Here is a 16,373-nt window from a genome sequence, read left to right on the forward strand (position 1 = left end):
CGTGGGGCGGGTGCGGCACCGTTGTGGCTGGTCGCGCCCCGGGCCCTAGGGGGTTGCTCTTCTGGTCGCCTTCAGGAACTCGCGCAGGATCCTCTCCCCCGCCAGTACCCCTCTCTCCGGCAGGGCCGTGATCCGGGGGGCCGTCCAGCGTTCGTCGGCCAGTTCGCCGTGGCCGGGGCGCCAGCCCTGGTCGGCTGCGAGGAGGAGGTCGGCGTCCAGCAGCGAGTCGCCGGCGGTCAGGGTCAGCTCGGCGCCGCTGCGGCGGGCGACCTCGCGCACGGCCGCGCTCTTGGTCAGCGGCTTCGGTACGGCGTAGATCTTGCGGCCCTGCAGCGAGACCGTCCAGCCGCGCGGCTCCGCCCAGGCGGTCAGTTCCTTCACCCACTCCTCGGGCAGCAGTTCGCGTTCGACGACGAGGTAGGCGAAGAGGTCCTCGGCGGTGCGGTGCTTGCGGACCCAGACGGGGTCGGCGGTGCGCAGCAGGTGGTCCTGGATCTCGGCGAGGGGGGCGCACTCGCCGGCCAGGCGGTCGGTGACCTGGCGGTGCCAGTCGGGGTCGGAGACGCCGTCGACGAGGAGGTGACCGCCGTTGGCGCAGATCGCGTACGTCGGTGCGGGCCCCGGCAGGTTGATGCGCTGGTACTGCTTGCGGGTGCGGGTGGTGGTCGGGACGAAGACGGCCGTGTCGCCCAGGTCGGTCAGCAGCTGGGCCGCCGTCTCGGTCATGTACGACAGCGGCTTGCTCTCGTGCACCTCCACGCACAGCAGGCGCGGTGCGCGAGCGTCGGGCATGGTCAGCGCGAGGGCCGCCGAGGAGTAGATCAGCGTGCGGTCGAGGTCGCTCGCCACCAGGACCGGCATCAGACGGTCACCGCCTTGCCGTCGGCGCCGGTGGCGCCGCGTGTGTACTTGGGGTGGATCAGTCCTACGCAGGTGTAGGGCAGGTCGCCGACTTCCTCGACGGGCACCCCGCGCTGCTCGGCCAGCAGGCGGACGTGGTCCAGGTCGGCCCCGGCCCCCTCGTGCGCGAGGATCTTCCAGGGCACCCGGCGCAGCAGCACCCGGGTGGTCTCGCCGACGCCGGGCTTGACGAGGTTGACGTCGTGGATGCCGTACTCCTCGCTGATGCGCTCGACGGCGGCCCAGCCCGCCCAGGTGGGGGTGCGGTCGCTCGCGAGGAGTTCCTTGACGGCGGCATCGACGGTGTCGGCCACCTCGGGGAAGCGGGCGGAGACGGCGTCGAGGAAGGCGTTGGACACGTCGGCGCCGGCGAGTTCGCGGTAGAACTTCGCGCCGTGGAAGTCGTGCGGGCCGACCAGGTCGGCGCGCAGCACGGTGCGCGATATCAGTCCGGAGACGGTGGAGTTGAGGCAGGCGGAGGGGATGAGGTAGTCCTCGCGGGTGCCGTAGGTGCGTACGCAGGAGCCGGGGTCGGCGAGGACGGCGATCTCCGGGTCGAAGCCGGTGATGCCCTCGGCCTTCTCGAACTCCTCGACGGCCTGGGCGAGTTCGCGGGTGATGGCGCCCTTGCCGGTCCAGCCGTCGACGAAGACGACGTCGGCGGGGTCGTGGTGGGCGGCCAGCCAGCGCAGCGCGTTGGCGTCGATGCCGCGGCCGCGCACGATGGACACGGCGTAGTGCGGCAGGTCCAGGCCGTGCCGGTGCTGGGCCCAGCGGCGCATGAGGACGCCGACGGGGGTGCCGGCGCGGGCGAGGGAGACCAGGACGGGGCGGGGGGAGCGCTCGGCGAGGACCGTCTCGGTGACGACGCCGACGGCGTGCGCGATGCGGGCCGCGGAGGCGTCCAGGGCCTGGTGGAAGAGTTCCTGGTACTGCTCGCTGGGCTGGTACTCCACGGGCAGGGACTCGGCGTAGTGGGCGCCGCCGCTCTGGATGGCCTCCTCGCGCTCCTCGGTGGGCGCCTCCAGGGTGACGTCCGAGAGGTCCTGCAGCAGCCAGCCGACCTCCTCGGGCGCGTAGGAGGAGAACGCGGGGCCACGGAGTGGCTCGGGCAGCATGGCGGGCCTTTCGGGGGCGGGCGCGGGGACGTACGACGGTACGACCGTGAGGACCACGTGCGGCGTGTGCTCGGCGAGCCGGGCCAGCAGGCCGTCGGGTGCGTGCAGCTCGGCGGTGTCGCCGGCGGAGTCGACGACGGCGACGACGGCGTCGAAGCCGGCGCCGGCCACGTTGTAGGCGTAGCGCTCGCCGGGGCCGTCGTCGGGGTCGTCGTGGGCGGGGAAGACGAGGCGGGTGCGGATGGCGTAGCCGGGGTCGTCGACGGCGAGTACGGGGGAGCGGGTGGTGGTCGAGAAGCGGACCTGGGCGTCGGTGATCTGCTCCAGCTCGCGGGCGAGGCGGAGGGGGGCGTACATCAGCTCCTCGTTGCCGAGGACGAGGACGCGGTGCGCATTTTCCGGCAGGGCTTCGGCGAGGCGGGCCGCCATCGCCGGGAGGGCGGCGTCCAGCCTTCGGCGGTGGGTGGGGGTGAAGCCGTGGCGGCCGCCGTCGGGTAGGCCGGGGGGCCAGTGCAGATCCACTCGGGTGGTGCGGTTGTGGGGTGGGTGCGGGTGCGTTGTGGTTTCTCGCGCCCACGCGGCGGAGCCGCATATGTCACCGCCGCGCGCCCCTGGGTGGGTCACCTCATGCCGCGCTACGAGGTCCCGTCCCTTTTCGAGGACGCCCTCGGGCAGCCGTACCGTCCCCCTGGCCGCCGCCACCAGGTCCACCCTCGCGCCGATCTCCTGCGCGAAGTCCTCCAGCCGGTCCGCGTCCTCCGGTGAGCGCATGTCCACCAGGGCGACGACCACGTACCGTCCCCGCGGGTAGCGCTCGTGCAGGTCGCGGATCGTGTTCAGGACCGTGTTTCCCGTGGAGAACTCGTCGTCCACCAGGACCAGCGGGCCCTCCCCCGCCAGCAGGGCCGGGTTCTCGGGCAGCAGCAGGTGGGTGGTGGCGTGGGAGTGGGACTCCTCGAAGCCGCCGGCGCGGGCGACGCCGGGGACGGGGCGTCGGGTGGAGTGCAGGTAGGGGGCGGTGCCGAGGCCGTCGGCGACGGAGTGGCCGAGGCCGGTGGCGGTCTCGGCGTAGCCGAGGACGACCGCGCGGGCGGCCTCCTGGGCGCCGAGCAGGTCCCGGACGCGGCGGCCTAGCGCGAGCCCGGAGCCGTAGACGACCGACGGCGACTGCGGGACGTGCTTGCCGAGCACGTGGGACACGAGCAGGTGCGCCCGCTTGGGGTTGCGGCGCAACGCGAGCCCCAGCAGCTCGGTGAGATCGTCGTCGCCGACGAGTTCGACGCCGAGCCGCTCGGCGACCCAGGTCCCGGACCAGACCCCGTTGTTCACTGCGTTCTTCATCCGTCCCTGTGTCCTCAGCCGGGTATTCCGGCGGCGAGCAGTTCCACGAAGCTGACGCCCTCGCCCGCGACGCCGAAGACCTCCGCGCGCAGCAGGGTGCGCTCGGCCCAGGCGCGGTGCGGCTTCACTTCGTTCATCTTGTTCGTGTAGGCCGACCTGAGTACACCCCCGCCGCCGCGTTCCGGCTTGAGGATGTCCTGGGCGTCGCTGTACTCCTCGTGGCTGACGACGGACAGCGCGTGCACGGGCAGCACGTGGGAGGGGTGGATGCAGGTCTTGCCGAGCAGGCCGTTGGCCTGGTCGAGGGTGATCTCCCGCAGCAGTCCGTCCATGGCGTGCTCGATCAGTCTCTCGCGCAGTTCGACGGCCTGCCCCTCCAGGAAGGGGCTGGTGCGCAGCATCGGCTTGAACATGCGCTCGGAGACGCGGAAGTACTCCCAGACGGGGCCGGTGACGGTGAAGCCGGTGCCGTCGGCGCGGGCGAGCATGTTGACCACGTCGGCGATGACGGAGGCGACGATCTGGACGTCGTAGGCGGTCATGTCGGGGGCGCGGCGCAGGCCGTAGGAGGAGCAGAAGTCGGTGACGCCGAGGCGCAGGGCGAGGACGCGGTCGCGGTACTTGTCGACGGCGCGGAAGATGCCCTCCAGGGTCTCCACGCGGGACTCGCGGTACAGCAGCTCGGGGGATTCCAGGACCGGCATCGCGAACAGGCGGTGGCCGCAGGCGCTCTCGGCGGCGGCGAGGGCCTCCAGGAAGAGGATGCCGCGTTGCTCGGTGAACTTGGGCAGCACGAAGCCGGACAGCAGGCGGACGGTGGGGCCCAGGCGGCGGACCAGGTCGGGGATCTGGTGGGGGGCGCGGACCCGGATGAACAGCAGGGGCAGGTCGGTGGCGGGCCGGGCGGCGAGGTCGGCGAACTGGTGGACGAGGTTGTCCTCGCCGTCCTCGACGTCCTCGTCGCCGATGGAGTCCTCCAGGCACAGCACCATGGACACGACGCCGCGTGCGGCCTGCTTGAGGATGTCGTCGGCGAGCTGGGGGCGGGTCGCCGGGCTGTACAGGGTGGCGCCGAGGGCCGCGGACAGCAGCCGGGCCGGGGAGTCGGCGGTGAACTCGCAGGGCTCGCGGTGGAAGAGGCGCTGCCGCACCTCCGGGGCGATGTGCCCGAAATGACGCATGTAACTCCCCCGGGGCGCAAGGATCTGGCCTATGGATGCGGTAAAAGGTGGCCGGTAATAGTACGTACGGATCCATGTCCTGAGTTCCCGCGGGGCATGAATTTCCGGTAACACGGCCGGGGCGGCGCTGTGCCGGCGCGGGCCGCACCCCGCGTTGTCGTGAACAGGACTCAGAAGGCAGGATGACGGCATGACGCACGCGATGCTGAAGGGGTCGAACGTCCCGCTGGAGGCCACGACGGTCCGTGCCGTGCTGCGCTGGTCGCCCGGGCAGGACGTCCCGGACGTTGACGTCTCGGCGCTGCTGCTGGGTTCCGACGGCCGGGTGCGCTCGGACGAGGACTTCGTGTTCTACAACCAGCCCCGGCATCCGTCGGGCGTGGTGTGGCGGCTGGGCAAGAAGCGGCTGGCGCAGGGGCTGACCGACACGATCCAGACCGACCTCACGGGGGTCGAGGCGGGGGTCACGCGGATTCTGCTGGTGGCCTCCGCGGACGGCGTCACCTTCGACCGGGTGCGGGATCTGAGCATCCTGCTGTACGACGCCGGCGCCCCGGACGGTGAGGCGCTGGCCTCGTTCGCGATCCGGCCGGAGACGGGTGAGGAGACGGCGCTGATCTGCGGGGAGCTGTACCGGCGGGGCGAGGGCTGGAAGTTCCGCGCGCTCGGTGAGGGCTACTCCAACGGCCTGAAGGGCCTGGCGACGGATTTCGGCATCTCGGTGGACGAGGCGGAGGAGGCGCAGTCGGCGGCCCGGCCGTCGTCCGCCGCGCCGGCGGCGCAGCCGCTGCCGCCGGAGCAGCCGAGCGCGGTGCCGGCCCAGCCGGCGTACGGCTACCCGCAGCAGCCGCCGGCGACGGCGCCTCTGCAGCCCGCGTACGGCTATCCGCCGGCTCCCGCGACGACTCCGGCGACGGCGCCGGTGCCGGCCCCGGCGGGGGTGTCCGGTTACGGCTATCCGCCGCCGGTGACGCCGGGTCCGGGCCAGGACGTCGGTCTGCCTCCGATGGGCCCGCAGTTCATCGGGCGGTGACGGCTTCGGGCTACCGTTCGGCCTTGGCCTTGTAGCCCCTGCCCCACTGCAGTCCCCACCCGTAGAGCCGGTCGATCTCGCCCTGGAAGCCGTAGACGAACTTGACCTCGCGGCGGACGATCAGCTCCCCCTTGACGTTCTCGATCATCACCACGGCGCAGGAGCGGGCCTGGGGGTGGCGTTCGTCGAGGCCTATCTCGATGCGCGGGCCGTTGCTCGGGTAGAGCGTGACGATGGCGTGGGTACGGTCGAAGGCCGGGGTCTGGTCGTAGATGTAGACGAAGACCAGCAGCCGTTTGATGTTCTCCCGGTGGTCGAGGTTGACGTACATCGTCTCCCCCGATCCGGACCCGAACCGGTCGTCGCCGCTGAGTTTGACGTACGGCGGTGCGTTGACGTCGCCGAGATAGCCGCCCAGCGGCTGGACGACCCCCTTGGTGCCGTCGGTCAGCTCGTACAGGCAGCCGAGGTCGAGGTCGACGTTGACCATGGACTGGCTGTGTTCGAGGACCTCGGGCGGTTTGAGCGCCCGGAAGGGGTGGCGCAGCAGGCTTTCGCGCTGGGAGCCGCCGATGTCGGAGGTGCGCATCCGCCAGGTGAGGTTGACGCGGAGGTTGCCGGTGGCCGCGCCCTGTTTGGTGAGGGAGACCTGGCGGTGCCGTTTGGTCAGCTCTATGGCGTTGGTCGCGGCGCTGCCCGAGTCGAAGTCGGCGGCGCGTCCGCCCAGCAGTCCGTCGAAGAGTCCCATGTCCCGCCCCCCCTGGTGTCACTGCATGAACCGGCGGGGCGGCCGCGTCAGGAGTCGTCCCGCACAGCCGCCCCGCCTCGAAGCGTTCCCTCGTCGGGGAGGTCGTCACACCCCGGAGGAGACCTCGGCCTTGTCGTTCGAGCCGGATCCCTCGGCGGCCGCGAGCGCCTTGTTGCGGCGCACGGAGGACCAGAAGGACCAGGCGATCAGGATGACGCCGACCAGGCCGGTGATGACCTCGTTGATCTCGTACTGGATGGTGACCAGCAGCAGGACGGCGAGGGCGCCGATGGCGTAGTGGGCGCCGTGCTCCAGGTAGACGTAGTCGTCGAGGGTGCCCTGGCGGACCAGGTAGACGGTGAGCGACCGGACGTACATCGCGCCGATGCCGAGGCCGAGGGCCATGAGCACGATGTCGTTGGTGATGGCGAAGGCGCCGATCACGCCGTCGAAGGAGAAGGACGCGTCCAGGACCTCCAGGTAGAGGAACATGAAGAACGCGGCTTGGCCGGCCAGCTTGACCGCGTTGCGGGGTTTGCCGCTGCGTTCGGCCTCTTCCTCCTCCTCGTGCTCGCGTTCCTCCTCTTCCTCCAGCTTGTCCTCGAAGTAGCCGGACAGGCCGCCGACGATCATGTAGGTGATCAGGCCGGCGATGCCGGCGATCAGCACCGTCTGGGCCTTGTCGACGTGGGTGCCGCCGTGCTGGTGGGCGTGGGTGGCGAAGGTGAAGGAGGTGATCAGCAGGACGATCAGGGAGATGCAGACCGACAGCATGTCGACCTTGCCGAGCTTGGCCAGCGGCCGCTCGATCCAGCGCAGCCACTGGATGTCCCGGTCCTCGAAGATGAAGTCGAGGAAGATCATCAGCAGGAACATGCCACCGAACGCGGCGATCGCGGGGTGGGCGTCGGTGACCAGCTCCTGGTAGCGGTCCTTGTTGTTGAGCGCGAGGTCGACGGCCTCGATGGGGCCCATCTTGGCGCTGATCGCGACGATCACCACGGGGAAGACCAGGCGCATGCCGAAGACCGCGATGAGGACGCCGACGGTGAGGAAGATCTTCTGCCAGAAGGCGTTCATCTTCTTCAGGATTCCGGCGTTGACCACGGCGTTGTCGAACGACAGCGAGATCTCCAGGATGGAGAGGATCGCCACGATGCCGAAGGCTTCCCACCCCCCGTAGAAGACCGCTGCGACCAGGCCGAGCGCGGTGACCGCGAACGACCAGCCGAAGGTTTTCAGAAGCACTGGCTACCCAATCCGTACGTGTACGGGATTCCCCCGTGCCGCACTCGGCTTTACGAAACGTTGACCCCAAAGTCTAGAGCGATGCCGCGCAGCCCGGATGCGTACCCCTGCCCCACCGCCCGGAACTTCCATTCGCCCTGGTAGCGGTAGAGCTCACCGAAGATCATCGCCGTTTCGGTGGAGGCGTCCTCGCTCAGGTCGTAGCGGGCGAGTTCCTGGCCGTCGGCCTGGTTGACGACGCGGATGAAGGCGTTGGAGACCTGGCCGAAGGTCTGGCCGCGCTCGTCGGCCATGTGGATCGAGACCGGGAAGACGATCTTCTCGCACTGGACCGGCACCTTGGACAGGTCGACCAGGATCGACTCGTCGTCGCCCTCGCCCTCACCGGTGAGGTTGTCGCCGGTGTGCTCCACCGAGCCGTCGGGGCTCTTGAGCTGGTTGTAGAAGACGAACCACTCGTCGCCCATGACCCGGTTGCCGGCGCCGCACAGCAGGGCGCTGGCGTCGAGGTCGAACGGGGCTCCGGTGGTGGAGCGTGCGTCCCAGCCGAGTCCGACCATCACCTGTGTGAGGTTCGGCGCGGCCTTGGACAGGGAGACGTTGCCCCCCTTGGCGAGTGTGACGCCCATGTCGTGGTCCCTCCCCGAGACGGTGTGCCTGTGCTTGTCCTGCGCGTCCGGCGCCGCACGTAAACCGCGCGGCGCCGGACGGTGAGACGCTTCGGACGACTCAGACGTTCACGCCGAAGTCCTGCGCGATGCCGCGCAGACCCGAGGCGTAGCCCTGGCCGATGGCGCGGAACTTCCACTCGGCACCGTGCCGGTAGAGCTCACCGAAGACCATCGCGGTCTCGGTGGAGGCGTCCTCGCTGAGGTCGTAGCGGGCGATCTCCTGCTGGTTGGCCTGGTTGACGACGCGGATGAAGGCGTTGCGCACCTGGCCGAAGGACTGCTGGCGGTTCTCGGCGTCGTAGATCGAGACCGGGAAGACGATCTTCTCCACGTCCGCCGGGACGCCGGCGAGGTTGACCTTGATCTGCTCGTCGTCGCCCTCGCCCTCACCGGTGAGGTTGTCACCGGTGTGCTCCACCGAGCCGTCGGGGCTCTTGAGGTTGTTGAAGAAGACGAAATGCTGGTCGCTGGCGACCTTGCCGGAGTTGTTCAGCAGCAGCGCGCTGGCGTCGAGGTCGAAGTCGGTGCCGGTGGTGGTGCGCACGTCCCAGCCCAGACCGACGATGACGGCGGTCAGGCCCGGGGCCTCCTTCGTCAGCGATACGTTGCCGCCCTTGCTGAGGCTGACTCCCACGAGTCCTCCATTGGTGTTCGGGGGCGGGGAGCCCCGTCGTGCTGTGACATCGGATCAACGACCCGATCCTAGTGACGGGTTCCCGCAGCCCGCAGGAGCCTGGAGCCGAACAATCGCCGGGTGTCGGCCTGGATCAGATCGCGTCGAGCGCCTTGACGTACTCGTTCAGGTCACGGGCGTCGGGCAGCGCGTTGACGACGCTCCAGCGCACGACGCCCTCCTTGTCGATGACGAAGGTGCCGCGCACCGCGCAGCCCTTGTCCTCGGCGAAGACGCCGTAGGCGCGGGAGACCTCGCCGTGCGGCCAGAAGTCGCTGAGCAGCGGGTACTCCAGGCCCTCCTGCTCGGCGAAGACGCGCAGGGTGTGGATGGAGTCGTTGGAGACGGCGAGCACCTGGGTGGAGCGGTCGGAGAACTGCGGCAGGTTGTCGCGGACCTCGCACAGCTCGCCGGTGCACACGCCGGTGAAGGCGAACGGGTAGAAGATCAGGACGACGTTCTTGCTGCCGCGGAAGTCGGACAGCTTCACGGTGCGGCCGTGGTTGTCCTTGAGCTCGAAGTCGGGGGCCTTGTCGCCGACCTGGATCGCCATCGGGGTGCCTGTCCTTTCGGGGGGCCGTTCGGGTGCAACGCTGGGCTCCACCCTACGAGGCGGCCACCGCCGGGGCGTGGCAGGCCCTGGGGCGGACCGGCTCAGAGCCGGCCCGCCCGGGTGACGAACGACTATCGCTTGGTCTTGGCCGCCTTCGGCGTGGCCAGCCGGCTGCCGCTCCAGTCCTTGCCGACGCTGACGCTCTTGGACGCCGTCAGCCCCGCCGTGGTGGCGGCTTCCGAGATGTCGCTCGGCTCCACGTACCCCGAACGGCCGGTCTTCGGCGTGAGGAGCAGAATCGCGCCGCCCTCTTCGATGTACGTGGTGGCATCCACCAGCGCATCCGTCAGGTCGCCGTCGTCGTCACGGAACCACAGCACAACGGCGTCGGCCACGTCGTCGTAGTCCTCGTCCACCAGGTCGCCCTCGATGGCTTCCTCGATGGCCTCGCGGAGCTCCTGGTCGACGTCGTCGTCGTAGCCGATCTCCTGGACCACCTGCCCGGGCTGGAACCCCAGCCTGCCGGCAGGGTTCGTCCGCTCCTCCGCGTGGTCCGCGGTCGCGCTCACGGGTTGCCTCCTGATCATGTCTTGGTGAATATCTCAGCCACGCGCGTGCGCGAAGCATTGGCCGTAGTCCACACGGGCGGGGCGGATCGCGCAAGTACCCGGCGGTTCGGACCGCCGAAACGGTGACGATCCTGGCCGTGTCGCCGCAACTTACGGCACACAATCCCAGACCGTGGTGATGCACACCACACCTTTCTGCCCTCTTTGGGCGTTTGGGAACCGTCTGCGGGTACGAGACTCGAATGAGTTTCCCGGCCTCGCCCGCCCCGCCCCCACCTGTCGTTACCTCACGGTAGTGAGGGCGTCGGAGATGACGTACGCCGCACCGGGGAGGACGATGGGGTCGGCGACAGCACGGCCGTTTCGGCAGGTTTCTTTCGACAGGTAAGGATCAGCGTGGCTTCCGGATCCGATCGCAACCCGATCATCATTGGCGGCCTTCCGAGTCAGGTCCCCGACTTCGACCCCGAGGAGACCCAGGAGTGGCTCGACTCGCTCGACGCCGCCATCGACGAGCGCGGCCGGGAGCGGGCGCGCTACCTGATGCTGCGGCTGATCGAGCGGGCCCGCGAGAAGCGCGTGGCCGTGCCCGAGATGCGCAGCACGGACTACGTCAACACGATCGCCACCAAGGACGAGCCGTTCTTCCCGGGCAACGAGGAGATCGAGCGCAAGATCCTCAACGCCACCCGCTGGAACGCGGCGGTGATGGTCTCGCGCGCCCAGCGCCCCGGCATCGGCGTCGGCGGGCACATCGCCACGTTCGCCTCCTCCGCCTCGCTGTACGACGTGGGCTTCAACCACTTCTTCCGCGGCAAGGACGAGGGCGACGGCGGTGACCAGGTCTTCTTCCAGGGGCACGCCTCGCCGGGCATCTACGCGCGCGCGTACCTGCTCGACCGGCTCAGCGCCGAACAGCTCGACGGCTTCCGCCAGGAGAAGTCGAAGGCCCCGCACGCCCTGTCCAGCTACCCGCACCCGCGCTCGATGCCGGACTTCTGGGAGTTCCCGACGGTCTCCATGGGCCTCGGCCCGATCGGCGCGATCTACCAGGCCCGTATGAACCGCTACATGGAGGCGCGCGGCATCGCCGACACCTCCCGGTCGCACGTGTGGGCGTTCCTCGGCGACGGCGAGATGGACGAGCCGGAGTCGCTGGGCCAGCTGTCCATCGCCGCGCGCGAGGGCCTGGACAACCTGACCTTCGTGGTGAACTGCAACCTGCAGCGCCTGGACGGCCCGGTGCGCGGCAACGGCAAGATCATCCAGGAGCTGGAGTCGGTCTTCCGGGGCGCCGGCTGGAACGTGATCAAGCTCATCTGGGACCGCACCTGGGACCCGCTGCTCGCCCAGGACCGCGACGGCGTGCTGGTCAACCGGATGAACACCACCCCGGACGGCCAGTTCCAGACGTACGCCACCGAGTCCGGCGCGTACATCCGCGAGCACTTCTTCGCCGACGACCACCGGCTGCGCGCGATGGTCGAGAACATGACCGACGACCAGATCCTGCACCTGGGCCGCGGCGGCCACGACCACCGCAAGATCTACGCGGCGTTCAAGGCGGCCAAGGAGCACAAGGGCCAGCCGACGGTCATCCTGGCCAAGACGGTCAAGGGCTGGACGCTGGGCCCGAACTTCGAGGGCCGCAACGCCACCCACCAGATGAAGAAGCTGACGGTCGACGACCTCAAGCGCTTCCGGGACCGGCTGCACCTGCCGATCTCCGACAAGGAGCTGGAGAGCGGGGCCCCGCCGTACTACCACCCCGGGCGGGACTCCGAGGAGATCCAGTACATGCACGACCGGCGCAAGTCGCTCGGCGGGTACGTCCCGACCCGCGTCGTGCGCTCCAAGCCGCTCCCGCTGCCGGACGACAAGACGTACGCGACCGTGAAGAAGGGCTCCGGTCAGCAGTCCATCGCCACCACCATGGCGTTCGTACGGCTGCTCAAGGACCTCATGCGGGACAAGGAACTCGGCAAGCGGTTCGTACTGATCGCGCCGGACGAGTACCGCACGTTCGGCATGGACTCCTTCTTCCCGAGCGCGAAGATCTACAACCCGCTGGGCCAGCAGTACGAGTCGGTGGACCGCGAGCTGCTGCTCGCCTACAAGGAGTCGCCGACCGGCCAGATGCTGCACGACGGCATCTCGGAGGCGGGCTGCACCGCGTCGCTGATCGCGGCGGGCTCCGCGTACGCGACGCACGGCGAGCCGCTGATCCCGGTGTACGTCTTCTACTCGATGTTCGGTTTCCAGCGCACCGGCGACCAGTTCTGGCAGATGGCCGACCAGCTGGCGCGCGGTTTCGTGCTGGGTGCGACCGCCGGGCGCACGACGCTGACCGGTGAGGGTCTGCAGCACGCCGACGGCCACTCGCAGCTGCTGGCCTCGACCAACCCGGCGTGCGTGGCGTACGACCCGGCCTTCGGGTTCGAGATCGCGCACATCGTCAAGGACGGCCTGCGCCGGATGTACGGCAGCTCCGAGGAGCACCCGCACGGCGAGGACGTCTTCTACTACCTCACCGTCTACAACGAGCCCATCCAGCACCCGGCCGAGCCGGAGAACGTGGACGCCGAGGGCATCGTCAAGGGCCTCTACCGGTTCGCCGAGGGCACGGCCGGCTCGATCCCGGCGCAGATCATGGCCTCCGGTGTGGCCCTGCCGTGGGCCATCGAGGCGCAGCGGATCCTCGGCGAGGAGTGGAACGTCAGGGCCGACGTGTGGTCGGCGACCTCCTGGAACGAGCTGCGCCGCGAGGCGGTGGACTGCGAGGAGCACAACCTGCTGCACCCGGAGGAGGAGCAGCGCGTGCCGTACGTGACGCGCAAGCTGTCCGGGGCGCAGGGGCCGTTCGTGGCGGTCTCCGACTGGATGCGGTCGGTGCCGGACCAGATCGCGCGGTGGGTGCCGGGCACGTACCAGTCGCTCGGCGCGGACGGGTTCGGGTTCGCGGACACCCGCGGGGCGGCCCGGCGCTTCTTCCACATCGACGCGCAGTCGATCGTGGTGGCGGTGCTGACCGAGCTGGCGCGGGAGGGCAAGGTCGACCGGTCGGTGCTCAAGCAGGCCGTCGACCGGTACCAGCTGCTCGATGTGACCGCCGCGGATCCGGGGGCGGCGGGCGGCGACGCGTAGTCCCCTGCGGGGGTCTCGGGACGTCTCGGGAGGCTCAGGGAGTCTCGGGGCGGTGGAGCTCGGTTTCTGCCGGGCCTCCACCGCCCTTACGCGTTCTTTACGATTACCGACATGGACGCACAATCCGCGCAGGCCCGCTGGGAGCAGCGCACCCAGCGGCCGCTGCTGGCGCTCGCCGTGCTGTTCGCCGTCGCCTACGCCGTGCCGATCGTGGACAGCACGGCGAGCCGGTCGATGACGGTGGCGTGCACGGTGGTCGAGTGGGTGGTGTGGGGGGCGTTCGCCACCGACTACGTGGTCCGGCTGGCACTGGCCCCGGACCGGCTGCGGTTCGTGCGCAGGCACTGGCTGGACCTGTGCGCCGTGGTGGTGCCGATGCTCCAGCCGCTGCGGCTGCTGCGAATCGTCGCGACGCTGCTGCTGGTGGGGCGGCGGGCGCGGATGGCCAACCAGATCCGGCTCACGACGTACGTCGTCGGCGCGGTGGTGGGGCTGCTGATGTTCGGCTCACTGGCCGTGCTGTCGGTGGAGCGGTCGGCGCCGAACGGGAACATCCGGACGCTGGGTGACGCGCTGTGGTGGTCCTTCACGACGATGACGACCGTGGGGTACGGGGACCACGCGCCGACGACCGGGCTGGGGCGGTTGATCGCGGTCGGGCTGATGCTGTCCGGGATCGCGCTGCTCGGTGTGGTGACGGCGAACATCGCGGCGTGGTTCATCGCGCGGTTCGAGAAGGACGACGTGGAGGAGCGGCGGCAGACGGAGGCGATCCAGTCGCTGACGGAGGAGGTGCGGGCGCTTCGGGCCGAGGTCGCGGAGCTGCGGGGGGTGTCGGACAAGGCGGTGCCGTGAGCACGGGCGGGCCCCCGGTCGTTGCCGGGGGCGCCTTGCCTCGTGCCGCCGGTTACAGCAAGCCGTTGCCCCAGGTCGCCGCTCCCGCCAGCCAGATCAAGGCCAGGAGCGTGTCGATGGCGCCCAGGACGAAGGCGACCAGGGCCCAGGGCCTGCGGGATGCTCCCGACCAGGTGCGGTCCAGGGACAGCCAGCCGCAGAGCATCGCCGCGGGGCCGAGGACCGCTCCCAGTACGAAGAAGCCGGCGACGGCGCAGACGGCTCCGATGATTCCGAGCGTCGCGCGGTCCGGCCCGGTCCGTGACCACGTCCGGCCACGTGAGCGGGGGTACCCGCGCGTTCCGTTTCCGAAGCCCGCCATCATCAACTCCCAGAGCCCCGGGGTCAGTTGGCTGTGCGTCGGGGCTCTGGGACTTCGGGTAACCGGGCTTGGCGGGGTCATGCCGCCGAGAGTTGGGAATTCAAGAAAAAACCCGGGCGCCGCCGCGCTGTCCCCCTCCGGCAGCGCGGCGGCGCCCGGGCCGCCCTCCGGTCGCGCACATGCCAGGCGCAGGTGCCCGGGGAATGTGCCGTACCGGAAGGCTTGACCCACTGTGACGTGTGCCCGGTGCCGAGGTCGACGGATCCTGGACCTCGTCACCCTGATGAGTGAGCTTTTCCGACTTCGGGTCAGATGTGCGCCGCTCCCGCGCCCGCCTCGGCGTTCTCGCCGCGCTTGGTGAGGAAGGCGACCAGGACGGCCACGACCGCCACACCGGCGGCGACCAGCGACGCCAGGCTCATGCCGGAGATGAAGGTGTCGTGCGCGACGCCGGTGATCTTCTCGCCGATCTGCGCCGGGGTGCCCGGCGGGACCGGGGCCACGCCCACCTGGACGGCCTCGGAGGCCTGGCCCACCTGCTCGGGGGTGAGCGGCGGCAGACCGGCGTCCGTCCAGTTGCCGGGCAGGTCGCTGTCCACCTTGGAGGCCATCACGGCGCCCAGCACGGCCGTACCGAGGCTGCCGCCGATCTGCATCGCGGCCTGCTGGAGACCGCCGGCGACACCGGACAGCTCCATGGGCGCGTTGCCGACGATGACCTCGGTGGCGCCGACCATGACCGGGGCGAGGCCGAGGCCCAGCAGGGCGAACCACAGCGACATCAGGCCGCTGCCGGTGTCCACCTCCAGCGTCGACATGCCGTACATCGCGACCGCGGTGACGGCCATGCCGCCCGCCAGCGGGACGCGCGGGCCCAGCTTGGTGATCAGCGCGCCGGCCAGCGGCGAGCCGACGATCATCATGCCGGTGAGCGGCAGCAGGTGCAGGCCGGCGTCGATGGGGCTCATGCCGTGCACGTTCTGCAGATAGAAGGTGACGAAGAACAGGCCGCCCATGAAGGCGATGGCCATCAGGACCATCAGCACGACACCGGCGGACAGCGGCACCGACCGGAACAGCTTCAGCGGGATCAGCGGCTCCTTGACCTTCGTCTCCCACAGGCCGAAGAGGACGAAGCCGAGGGCGGACGCGCCGATGAACAGCCAGGTCTTCCCGGCGCCCCAGCCCCACTCGGGGGCCTTGATCAGCGCCCAGACCAGGCAGAACATCGCGCCCGACAGCAGGGCGATGCCGAGGATGTCGAAGGAGCGCGGGGCGTTCTCGGCGCGGTGGTCCAGCAGGATCAGCAGGCCGAGGACCAGCGCGAGGGCGCCGACCGGCACGTTGATGAAGAACACCGACTGCCAGCTGACGTGCTCGACCAGCACACCGCCGAGGATCGGGCCGCCGGCGGTGGAGGCGCCGATGACCATGCCCCAGATGCCGATGGCCATGTTGAGCTTCTCGGCCGGGAAGGTCGCCCGCAGCAGGCCCAGCGCGGCCGGCATCAGCAGCGCGCCGAACAGACCCTGGAAGACGCGGAAGGTCACCACCAGCGCGATGGAGTCGGACAGCCCGATCGCGCCCGAGGCGGCGGCGAATCCGACGACGCCGATCAGGAAGGTCTGCCGGTGGCCGAAGCGGTCACCGAGCTTGCCGGCCGTGATCAGCGAGACGGCGAGGGCCAGGAAGTAGCCGTTGGTGATCCACTGCACCTGGGCGAAGGTGGCGCCGAGGTCCTTCTGGATCGCCGGGTTGGCGATGGCCACGATCGTGCCGTCGAGGGCCACCATCATGACCCCGACGGCGACGGTTATGAGGGTGAACCACGGATGGCCGCGCAGGCCGGTGGCGCCCGGCGCCTGCCCCGACGAGTCCGACGGGCCGCCGCCCCCGGGTCCCGTCTTGTCGAGGGTGATCTGACTAGTCATGTGTTCGAGGCTAGTGACAGTCCCTGACAATTGACAAACCAATTCAC

The 16,373-nt window shown here is 70.0% G+C and carries 14 protein-coding genes; 3 read left to right on the forward strand and 11 right to left on the reverse strand.

Features of this window, described 5'->3' with window-relative positions; all coding sequences use genetic code 11:
- Positions 1-45 precede the first annotated feature (45 nt).
- Genes C3489_RS14890 through C3489_RS14900 form a run of 3 tightly spaced genes read right to left on the reverse strand, consistent with a single transcriptional unit; the run spans position 46 to position 4,540 of the window.
- On the reverse strand, positions 46-861 hold the full coding sequence (locus C3489_RS14890; RefSeq protein ID WP_103782288.1) for an HAD family hydrolase: 816 nt from the start codon (positions 859-861) through the stop codon (positions 46-48).
- Entirely contained in the window at positions 861-3,359 is a 2,499-nt protein-coding gene (locus C3489_RS14895) for a phosphoribosyltransferase (protein WP_103782289.1), read from the reverse strand. The genes C3489_RS14890 and C3489_RS14895 overlap by 1 nt, the downstream gene beginning before the upstream one ends.
- Before the next feature lie 14 nt (positions 3,360-3,373).
- Positions 3,374-4,540 carry an HpcH/HpaI aldolase/citrate lyase family protein gene (locus C3489_RS14900; protein ID WP_103782290.1) on the reverse strand — a complete coding sequence of 389 codons (1,167 nt, stop codon included), beginning with the start codon at positions 4,538-4,540 and terminating at the stop codon, positions 3,374-3,376.
- A 190-nt stretch (positions 4,541-4,730) separates the two neighbouring features.
- Between C3489_RS14900 and C3489_RS14905 the strand changes: the two genes are divergently transcribed.
- The gene (locus C3489_RS14905; RefSeq protein ID WP_103782291.1) at positions 4,731-5,573 is read left to right on the forward strand and encodes a TerD family protein; all 843 of its coding nucleotides are present in this window, start codon (positions 4,731-4,733) and stop codon (positions 5,571-5,573) included.
- A 10-nt stretch (positions 5,574-5,583) separates the two neighbouring features.
- On the opposite strand, the gene C3489_RS14910 is transcribed toward C3489_RS14905, so the two are convergent.
- The 6 genes from C3489_RS14910 to C3489_RS14935 form a co-directional block, all read right to left on the reverse strand.
- The gene (locus C3489_RS14910) at positions 5,584-6,321 is read right to left on the reverse strand and encodes a Tellurium resistance (protein ID WP_103782292.1); all 738 of its coding nucleotides are present in this window, start codon (positions 6,319-6,321) and stop codon (positions 5,584-5,586) included.
- A gap of 105 nt (positions 6,322-6,426) precedes the next feature.
- Positions 6,427-7,569 carry a DUF475 domain-containing protein gene (locus C3489_RS14915; protein ID WP_103782293.1) on the reverse strand — a complete coding sequence of 381 codons (1,143 nt, stop codon included), beginning with the start codon at positions 7,567-7,569 and terminating at the stop codon, positions 6,427-6,429.
- 50 nt (positions 7,570-7,619) lie between these two features.
- The gene (locus C3489_RS14920) at positions 7,620-8,198 is read right to left on the reverse strand and encodes a TerD family protein (RefSeq protein WP_103782294.1); all 579 of its coding nucleotides are present in this window, start codon (positions 8,196-8,198) and stop codon (positions 7,620-7,622) included.
- 100 nt (positions 8,199-8,298) lie between these two features.
- Complete coding sequence (locus C3489_RS14925) at positions 8,299-8,874, reverse strand: TerD family protein (protein WP_103782295.1); 576 nt, start codon at positions 8,872-8,874, stop codon at positions 8,299-8,301.
- 133 nt (positions 8,875-9,007) lie between these two features.
- Positions 9,008-9,466 (reverse strand): peroxiredoxin, encoded by a 459-nt coding sequence (locus C3489_RS14930; RefSeq protein WP_103782296.1) that lies wholly within the window; start codon positions 9,464-9,466, stop codon positions 9,008-9,010.
- A gap of 131 nt (positions 9,467-9,597) precedes the next feature.
- Positions 9,598-10,035 carry a DUF3052 domain-containing protein gene (locus C3489_RS14935; protein ID WP_181139677.1) on the reverse strand — a complete coding sequence of 146 codons (438 nt, stop codon included), beginning with the start codon at positions 10,033-10,035 and terminating at the stop codon, positions 9,598-9,600.
- Between the two features lie 396 nt (positions 10,036-10,431).
- On the opposite strand from C3489_RS14935, the gene aceE reads away from it, so the two are divergent.
- Together aceE and C3489_RS14950 are read left to right on the forward strand one after the other, a co-directional pair.
- Entirely contained in the window at positions 10,432-13,179 is a 2,748-nt protein-coding gene (aceE, locus tag C3489_RS14945; RefSeq protein ID WP_103782298.1) for a pyruvate dehydrogenase (acetyl-transferring), homodimeric type, read from the forward strand.
- A 111-nt stretch (positions 13,180-13,290) separates the two neighbouring features.
- A complete protein-coding gene (locus C3489_RS14950; RefSeq protein ID WP_103782299.1) occupies positions 13,291-14,034 on the forward strand; it encodes a potassium channel family protein in 744 nt (247 codons plus the stop codon).
- A 52-nt stretch (positions 14,035-14,086) separates the two neighbouring features.
- Here the strand turns inward: C3489_RS14950 and C3489_RS14955 are convergent, their stop codons facing one another.
- Both C3489_RS14955 and C3489_RS14960 read right to left on the reverse strand, forming a co-directional pair.
- On the reverse strand, positions 14,087-14,398 hold the full coding sequence (locus tag C3489_RS14955) for a small hydrophobic protein (RefSeq protein ID WP_103782300.1): 312 nt from the start codon (positions 14,396-14,398) through the stop codon (positions 14,087-14,089).
- Positions 14,399-14,703: 305 nt separating this feature from the next.
- Positions 14,704-16,326, reverse strand: a complete 1,623-nt coding sequence (locus tag C3489_RS14960; protein WP_103782301.1) for an MFS transporter — start codon at positions 16,324-16,326, stop codon at positions 14,704-14,706.
- Positions 16,327-16,373: the final 47 nt, after the last annotated feature.

Source organism: Streptomyces sp. Ru71, assembly GCF_002920535.1.
GTDB lineage: Bacteria > Actinomycetota > Actinomycetes > Streptomycetales > Streptomycetaceae > Streptomyces.